Origin of the sequence: Photobacterium lucens, from assembly GCF_009873615.1 — a bacterium.
Taxonomy (GTDB): Bacteria; Pseudomonadota; Gammaproteobacteria; order Enterobacterales; family Vibrionaceae; genus Photobacterium; species Photobacterium lucens.
Genome location: NZ_SSMG01000463.1, coordinates 20,716 through 28,636 on the forward strand (window position 1 = coordinate 20,716; position 7,921 = coordinate 28,636).

Here is a 7,921-nt window from a genome sequence, read left to right on the forward strand (position 1 = left end):
AAGGAATCTATGTGGAATTTAGGGCGTCTCAGTAGCAGCGGCAGTCGTAATTTGAATGCCTGCAAGACGATATGCCTTGTAACGCTCACGCGCTAACTGCTTGAGCTTTTCGTCGCAAGGAACGAAGTCTACCACTTGTGCAAAGGTTACGGCAAAATTTGGTGCAGTTTCCGCTAAATTAATTAGCGTGGCACGATGCCCTGTATGACGTAATGTTGCCCAGCCAATCTCAACGGGAGAGCCACCATTAGGGCCTTCACCGACGAGGTTGTGAGGAACAAAACTGTCGGGATCTTGTTGCCATAGATATTCATCTATTTGTTCTGCTTGCTGTTTATTTGCGGCAAGAAGATAAACTTTATTGCCTTGTCGGTAACTCATGGCAGCTAGATGACAGGCAAAATGGCACTGAAAATCTGTATCAGCACTTTCTTGCTTATCATCGATTATATAAAACGTAGCATGAGTCATGGTTTTTTGTTCCTAAAGAAAAGGGCCTTACGGCCCTTTTCAATGTCTTTTACTCGACAATCTCTTGGCCAGCTCGGTTTAACAAGAATTGGACAAGGAGAGGGACTGGTCGACCTGTTGAACCTTTCGCTGCACCGCCTTTCCAAGCTGTACCTGCGATATCAAGGTGGGCCCAGTTGTATTTCTTAGTAAAGCGAGATAAGAAACAACCTGCAGTGATCGTACCGGCACCTGGAGTACCCAAGTTTGCCATATCAGCAAATGGGCTCGCGATTTGCTCTTGGTATTCGTCACTCATTGGTAAACGCCAAGCGCGGTCACCTGATTGCTCAGAAGCATTAATGATTTCGTGAGCAAGTGGGTTATGGTTACCCATTAAACCACTGATGTGATTACCCAGTGCGACAACACAAGCACCTGTTAGGGTTGCTACGTCGATAACACATTCAGGTTCAAAACGTTCAACATACGTTAGTGCATCACACAGTACTAAACGGCCTTCAGCATCAGTATTTAATACTTCAACGGTTTGACCTGACATGGTGGTTAAGATGTCGCCGGGACGATAAGCGTTACCACCTGGCATATTTTCACAGCCCGCTAACACACCTACCACGTTAATTGGTAAGTTTAGCTTAGCAAGCGCTTTCATTGCGCCAAAAACAGATGCAGCACCACACATGTCGTACTTCATCTCATCCATTTGTGCGCCAGGCTTGATAGAGATACCGCCTGAATCAAACGTTAAGCCTTTACCAACGAGGACAATCGGCTTAGCGTCAGGATCTGGGTTACCTTTATATTCGATAACTGACATCATGGCTTCGTTTTTCGAGCCACGACCAACCGCGAGGTATGACGTCATACCAAGAGATTGCATTTCTTGCTCACCGATGATTTTAGTTGAAACCGTTTCAAAATCATCAGCAAGACGACGAGCTTGCGATGCAAGGTAAGCAGGGTTTGCCACGTTTGGCGGCATATTACCTAGGTCTTTACTTGCACGAACACCTGAAGCAATGGCTAAGCCATGAGAAATAGCACGCTCACCTAGAGATAATTCACGGCGAGTTGGCACATTAAATACCAATTTACGTAGCGGGCGGCGTGTTTCAGGTTTGTTGCTCTTAAACTGATTGAAGGTGTATAGGCTGTCTTTGGTGGTTTCAACCGCTTGACGTACCTTCCAGTAAGTATCACGACCTTTAACGTGTAGTTCAGTTAAGAAGCAAACCGCTTCCATTGAACCTGTTTCATTTAAGGTGCTGATTGTTTTGGTGATGATCTGCTTATATTGGCGTTCATCAAGTTCACGTTCTTTACCACAACCAACCAGAAGCACACGCTCTGATAGTACATTTGGTACATGGTGTAGTAAGAGCATTTGCCCAGGCTTACCTTCAAGGTCGCCGCGACGCAGTAAGGAGCTAATATAACCATCACTGATTTTATCTAGCTGTTCCGCGATTGGAGAGAGGCGACGTGGTTCAAAGACGCCAACGACAATACAAGCACTACGCTGTTTCTCGGGGCTGCCGCTTTTTACACTGAACTCCATGCGTACTCCTAACATCCTAATAAAGACAATTAACGCTAAATGTTGGATAATACCACACTTGTTTGCTCTACCGAGATTTCGGTATACGCTTAGAATGCGGTCTTTCATTTAGCTGAAAGATAAAAAAATAACTGATTTAACGAAAAACTATAGTGATTCCATCAAAAAAACAAGTTTTCTATGGGAATATAACGCGTGATTATTGTTAGGTATTTGACGAGAGAGACATTAAAGAGCCAAATTGCGGTACTTTTTGTTCTTTTCCTTGTCTTTATTAGCCAAAAGTTTATTCGCATTTTAGCCGATGCAAGCGATGGCTCGATCCCGAGTGATCTCATTATGACCTTGATGGGATTATCGATTCCCTCTATGGCATTGTTAATGCTTCCTCTTAGCCTCTATATCGGTATCTTACTGACTTTCGGTCGATTGTACGCTGAAAGTGAAATCACAGTGATGAATGCAACTGGTATGGGTAATAAGTTGTTACTCCAATCAGCATTAGCATTAGCATTAATCACTGGCTCAATTGCAGCAGTGAATGCGTTATGGCTAGCCCCTTGGTCACAAGATCATGTTGAGCAAGTAATGGAAAAGGCGAAAGCGGGTCCTGGCTTAAATATGCTGGTGAAAGGGACGTTCCAACAAACTCCTGACGGCAAAGGCGTGGTGTTTGTTGATGACATTACCGACAAAGGCTCAAAATTAAGTAAAGTCTTTATTGCCCAATTAAAAGCAACAGACACCTTGCAGCCAAGTGTGATGGTGGCTGATCATGGTATGCTCACCGAGCAGCCTGATGGTCGTCAAATGTTAGAGCTTAATGACGGTACCCGCTATGAAGGTATCCCTACCCAATTAAATTACTCCATTACACACTTCAATAATTACCAAGCCCTTATTGGTCAACGTGAAGTGAAGCAAGGCAATCGTGACTGGGAAGCGTTACCTACACTTGATTTGATGAAAGAGAGTAACCTTGCCGCAAAAGCAGAATTGCAATGGCGTTTTTCTCTTATCTTATGTATTCCGCTGTTAGTGATGATTGTTGTGCCACTGTCTGCGGTCAACCCTCGCCAAGGACGATTTGCTAAATTAGCACCAGCGGTACTGATTTACTTAGCCTATTTCTTAGCGATCTCATCAGCAAAATCAGCAATTGAAGATGGCATTATTCCATCTGCGATTGGGATGTGGCCGATTAACATCGTAACCTTGCTGGTGGCACTTGGCTTAAATAGCTGGGATTCAATGCCTGTTCGACGCTTCAAAGATAAATTACGGAGACGCAGTTAATGTTTAAAATTCTCGACTGGTATATAGGTCGAACGATCATTGCAACGTCAGCCTTGACGTTATCAACATTGGTTGGTTTGTCTGCAATCATCAAATATGTTGAGCAGCTGCGTAAAGTAGGGCAAGGCAGTTATGATCTATTAAAAGCGTTGTACTTCGTATTGTTATCAATGCCGCAAGATATCATCATGTTTTTCCCTATGGCGGTATTACTGGGCGCGTTGATTGGTTTAGGCATGTTGGCATCGAGCTCTGAGTTAGTGGTAATGCAAGCGGCAGGCTTCTCTAAGCTAGATATTGGTCTGTCGACGTTAAAGACTGCCGTACCTATGATGATAATCGTGGTATTACTGGGTCAGTGGGGCGCACCTCAAGCACAAAAAATGGCACGTGAATATCGTTCTGCTTGGGTATATGGCGGCAGTGTTATTGCAGCGCAAAGCGGTGTATGGGCGAAAAATGATAATGACTTTATTTACATGGGACGTGTTCACGATCTAAATAAAGTTGATGTTGTTAATATCTGGAAGTTTGATAACAAAGGTAAACTTGAAGATGTTACGTCAGCAAAAAGTGCGATTTATGAGAAATCGACAGGCTGGACAATGCATGATGTGACGATCACTGATACTGCAGGTGATAGCAAGTTAACCAACAGTCATGTGGCATCAATGAAGTGGGACACCACAATGACACCTGATAAGCTAGCGGTTGTAACAGTGAAACCAGAAGAGTTACCGTTATCTGGCCTTTATAATTATGTCAGCTACTTAAAAGAATCGAAACAAGATGCGTCTCGTTATGAGCTAGCATTTTGGCGTAAAGCACTACAGCCGTTTTCGATTGCAGTAATGATGTTATTAGCACTCTCGTTTGTCTTTGGTCCACTACGAAGTGTGACGATGGGCGCTCGCGTTTTATCGGGTGTGCTTTTTGGTTTTGCTTTCTACATTTCAGATCAGGTCTTTGGTCCGATGATCTTGGTATATAGACTGCCACCAATTATCGGTGCATTAGGTCCAAGTTTAGTCTTCCTATTTATTACGATTTATTTGTTAAGACGTAAACTTTAAAACAAAGAAAGGAGCCTTAAGGCTCCTTTTTTATTGCTCAACGAATGTCTTTGGTGACGATCATTTCACATTCAGCCATGACATCTTGTAACGCTCGACGCTTGGTATTGAAAGCCATTAAATTACCTAAACCGAACGCAGATGTAGTGGCGCGGATCAATGCTTGAGTCGTAGTCAGTGATGAACCATCTTTATTTTGAAGCTTGAGTTTCCATGCTCGCATTCCTAGTGTTTGTCCGCCATGTGTCCAAAAGTAGGTATAGAAACCAATAATCACGGCAGCTAAGTAACCTGTGTAAATAGAGCTAGCCAAAGGATGTAGTGTTAAGTATGCGCTTACATCTTCATGACCAGATATATCAAGAATATCGAAATGAAGCAGTAGAGCGATCAGTGCCATAGCAATACCGCCAGCGAGCATGAGGATTGCAGCAACGACGAGTGCATCATAAAACCACGCGGCAAAGCGGCGAAATAAAGTAGGGTATTGCGGTGTTGTATTATGTTGTGCTGACTTTGTCATAGAACATCCGAGTTAGGCTAGTTTATCCATTTATACGGACGAGTGTAACAGCAAAGGATAGGGCAGAGAATGTCTGATATTGCTACAGAATGTGTAAGAAAGAGTTGCCGTCAACAGCTTGTTTATCTGCAATAAAGTGCTGATTGGATAAAAAATTACCATTTAATCGCTTTGAGCGAGTTTCTAAACGATAAATGCTTGCCTAGCAGCATTGTATACGTATAATAGCCAGCATCAGCCCGAGTGGTGAAATTGGTATACACGACGGATTCAAAATCCGTTTCCTTCGGGAGTGACGGTTCAAGTCCGTCCTCGGGCACCAAATTTCAAACAAAGCCTCAATCGAAAGATTGGGGCTTTGTTGTATCTGAGCCCCCTTATATTTATCTCTGCAAATAACCTTGCACGATTCCCATCACTTTTCTCTTTAAACGATTTGAGGTATAAGTGGCGATTACTCGAGTTTGAGTATTATTTCTCGCGTTGTATGCTAAAAATAACAGAGAGATAACGCTGAAAAAGAGAAGCTGGTTTATATTATCTCACGTTTATTTATCATAATTTATGTGAAGATATTGTCCGAAAATAAGCAGTTCCTCCGACAATAAAAAAAACTGTGCAATAATTATATCTTGTTCATTTTTTGAGTTCTTATCTCGTGGTTAAAAATAATTTTGATATCTTACGAATTCTTCTCGCTGTACTTGTTTTCTATTTTCATATGGGAATAGAAACTCAAAATGAATACCTCATGTATGTACCTGGTGGTTTAGCTGTTCATTGTTTCTTTGTGATCAGTGGCTATTTGATCGTAAAGAGTTACTTAAAAGGTAAGCACTTATCCACGTATGTAAAATCACGTTTTTTACGTATTTATCCGCTTTATTTTATTGTTATCACAACGGCATTTATTTTTGGTTATCTTCATTACTCAGATAGCTTTGCTAGTTATTTAGGTAATGGTGCGGCTAAGTACCTCGCAGCTAACTACTTATTAGCGAATTTCTTACAGCCAACCTTGCCAGGTTTGTTTGAACATAACTTCCAACCTTTTGTTAATGCATCGCTTTGGACAATCAAGATTGAAGTGATGTTTTATATTTGTGTGCCTATTATTTATGGTGTGCTTAATAAAAAATTAGACAATAAAAAACTGACAATAGTATTAGGTGTACTTTCTGTTGGCTGTTTTTACTTGGGGCAATATTTAATTGAATATCATGGTTTACCAGCCAGTATTAACCGACAGTTACCGTCAATGTTAGTGTTCTTTATGCTGGGCGCATATTGGAACTTTGCTGAGCCTAAATTTTTAAAGCCTTGGCATTTATTATTATTGATCCCTGCTGTTTTATTTCTACAAAGCTGGTTTGTGATTTATGCCTTTGCAGTGAGTTTTATGGTCTATGTGATTGTGTTTAAAGTTAAACCAATTGCAGTGAGTAAGCGCATTGGTGATATTTCTTACGGTATCTATATTTGGCACTTCCCGATCTTGCAAACGCTAATCATGTATGGTTTTTTTGAAAACATTTATGAAGGTGCAGCCATTGCAACAGTGCTTGTTTTCTCGTTTGCAATGTTTAGTTGGCATTTCATTGAATCCAAGTTAGTCGTTAGACATTAATTGATTGAAGTTGAGTTGTTATATGACAAGACGATTTGAAGCACTTGATGCCTTTCGTGGACTTTGTGCATTATCTGTAGTGCTATTTCACTTTCGTGTCGTCGGAAGTGTTACTGAGTTGCCTTTTTTTAGAGGCAGTGAATTATTTGTAGAGTTTTTCTTTGCTTTAAGTGGCTTTGTATTAGCTCATAGCTATGGTTTTAGAGAAAATTTAAAGTTTAAACCCTATATTCTTTCACGCTTTTTCCGACTCTACCCATTGTACTTTTGTATGTTGATGGTGTTCATTGGGTTGGAGGTTGTAAAATACCTTGCTTATAAAGGGGCTGGTTTTAGCTTTAACGCATTACCCTTTACAGGGCATGGTTCTCCTACACAAATCTTGCCTAACTTATTGATGTTACAGTCATGGACATCATTGACAGATCCGTTGTCATTTAATTATCCATCATGGAGTATCAGTATCGAGTTCTACTTATACGTTTTACTCTTTTTGACACTGTTTTTATTTGGTCGATTTAAAGTATGGAGTTGGCTGAGTATTGCTGTTGTGATCTTAATATTGATGGGGCAGAAATCTGATCTATTACAACCATACGTATTTAATGGTTTATCGTGCTTCTTTGGCGGTGCATTTACTTATGTTGTTTATACCAAGATAAAGCATATATCGATCCCTTTCATTGTTGGCTCTGTTATTGAAATTGTGCTTTTAAGTGCAGTGACCTACTTGGTTTCTAATGAGATTGCAGATCGATACATATACGCCACATTATTGTTTTACGTTGTAGTGCTGTTTTTTGCATTTGAATCAGGCGTGATCTCGCAGCTATTTAATAAAGGTCTATTTCAGGCTTTAGGTAAATGGTCATATTCTATTTACCTCATTCATGCAGCAATCCTCTTTATGATCACCTCCATGGCGCTGGTTGGACAAAAAGTAATAGGTAAAGAGATCGCACCGATGATTAATGATGCACGTTTTATCGATTTGGGTTCTGTTTTCTATAACAACTTACTAGTGTTGTTAGTTTTATGTATTGTTATCGCTGTCTCGATGATGACATATAGATATATAGAGCTAAAAGGGCAGGCTCTTGGTAAGCGCATTATCGATAATAAATAATCATCAAAGTATCGAATCTTGTTAGTTGTTGCTCTAGTTTTGTTCGATATAGGTAAGATTGAGGGAGTATTGAACGCTTGATTCGTTATTGTGATTTTTATCGAAAAAAACACTTGTCAATGCGATCAAACTCCCTATAATGCGACCTCACTGACACGGAGCAAGCCACTGGCAAGCAACGTAATCAGTATTGTTCTTTAACAATTTGACCATGCAATCTGTGTGGGCACTCGTTGAATGATTAGTC

General features: G+C 40.7%; 7 protein-coding genes and 1 tRNA gene. 5 read left to right on the top strand and 3 right to left on the bottom strand.

Translation table 11 applies throughout. The features are described 5' to 3' along the window. Positions 1–18: 18 nt before the first annotated feature. Both E5A76_RS18880 and pepA read right to left on the bottom strand, forming a co-directional pair. Complete coding sequence (locus tag E5A76_RS18880) at positions 19–471, bottom strand: DNA polymerase III subunit chi (RefSeq protein WP_008989767.1); 453 nt, start codon at positions 469–471, stop codon at positions 19–21. A gap of 49 nt (positions 472–520) precedes the next feature. After that, a complete protein-coding gene (pepA, locus tag E5A76_RS18885; protein WP_053987193.1) occupies positions 521–2,029 on the bottom strand; it encodes a leucyl aminopeptidase in 1,509 nt (502 codons plus the stop codon). A 195-nt stretch (positions 2,030–2,224) separates the two neighbouring features. Here pepA and lptF point away from each other — a divergent pair, with 195 nt between their 5' ends. Both lptF and lptG read left to right on the top strand, forming a co-directional pair. Next, positions 2,225–3,325, top strand: a complete 1,101-nt coding sequence (gene lptF / locus E5A76_RS18890) for an LPS export ABC transporter permease LptF (protein WP_161119867.1) — start codon at positions 2,225–2,227, stop codon at positions 3,323–3,325. Then, a complete protein-coding gene (lptG, locus tag E5A76_RS18895) occupies positions 3,325–4,398 on the top strand; it encodes an LPS export ABC transporter permease LptG (RefSeq protein WP_161119868.1) in 1,074 nt (357 codons plus the stop codon). The genes lptF and lptG overlap by 1 nt, the downstream gene beginning before the upstream one ends. A 37-nt stretch (positions 4,399–4,435) precedes the next feature. On the opposite strand, the gene E5A76_RS18900 is transcribed toward lptG, so the two are convergent. After that, positions 4,436–4,921 carry an RDD family protein gene (locus E5A76_RS18900; RefSeq protein ID WP_053987190.1) on the bottom strand — a complete coding sequence of 162 codons (486 nt, stop codon included), beginning with the start codon at positions 4,919–4,921 and terminating at the stop codon, positions 4,436–4,438. A gap of 237 nt (positions 4,922–5,158) precedes the next feature. Here E5A76_RS18900 and E5A76_RS18905 point away from each other — a divergent pair. The 3 genes from E5A76_RS18905 to E5A76_RS18915 all read left to right on the top strand — a co-directional run bounded on the left by E5A76_RS18905 (position 5,159) and on the right by E5A76_RS18915 (position 7,674). Next, positions 5,159–5,243 (top strand) — tRNA-Leu (locus E5A76_RS18905). A gap of 336 nt (positions 5,244–5,579) precedes the next feature. Next, the gene (locus E5A76_RS18910; RefSeq protein WP_161119869.1) at positions 5,580–6,548 is read left to right on the top strand and encodes an acyltransferase family protein; all 969 of its coding nucleotides are present in this window, start codon (positions 5,580–5,582) and stop codon (positions 6,546–6,548) included. Positions 6,549–6,570: 22 nt separating this feature from the next. Next, complete coding sequence (locus E5A76_RS18915) at positions 6,571–7,674, top strand: acyltransferase family protein (protein WP_161119870.1); 1,104 nt, start codon at positions 6,571–6,573, stop codon at positions 7,672–7,674. Positions 7,675–7,921 lie beyond the last annotated feature (247 nt).

Excerpts from the sequence above, each read along its gene's own strand:
- E5A76_RS18880 (WP_008989767.1), bottom strand. The coding sequence starts at position 471 with ATGACTCATGCTACGTTTTATATAATCGATGATAAGCAAGAAAGTGCT.
- pepA (WP_053987193.1), bottom strand. The coding sequence starts at position 2,029 with ATGGAGTTCAGTGTAAAAAGCGGCAGCCCCGAGAAACAGCGTAGTGCT.
- lptG (WP_161119868.1), top strand. The coding sequence starts at position 3,325 with ATGTTTAAAATTCTCGACTGGTATATAGGTCGAACGATCATTGCAACG.
- E5A76_RS18900 (WP_053987190.1), bottom strand. The coding sequence starts at position 4,921 with ATGACAAAGTCAGCACAACATAATACAACACCGCAATACCCTACTTTA.
- E5A76_RS18915 (WP_161119870.1), top strand. The coding sequence starts at position 6,571 with ATGACAAGACGATTTGAAGCACTTGATGCCTTTCGTGGACTTTGTGCA.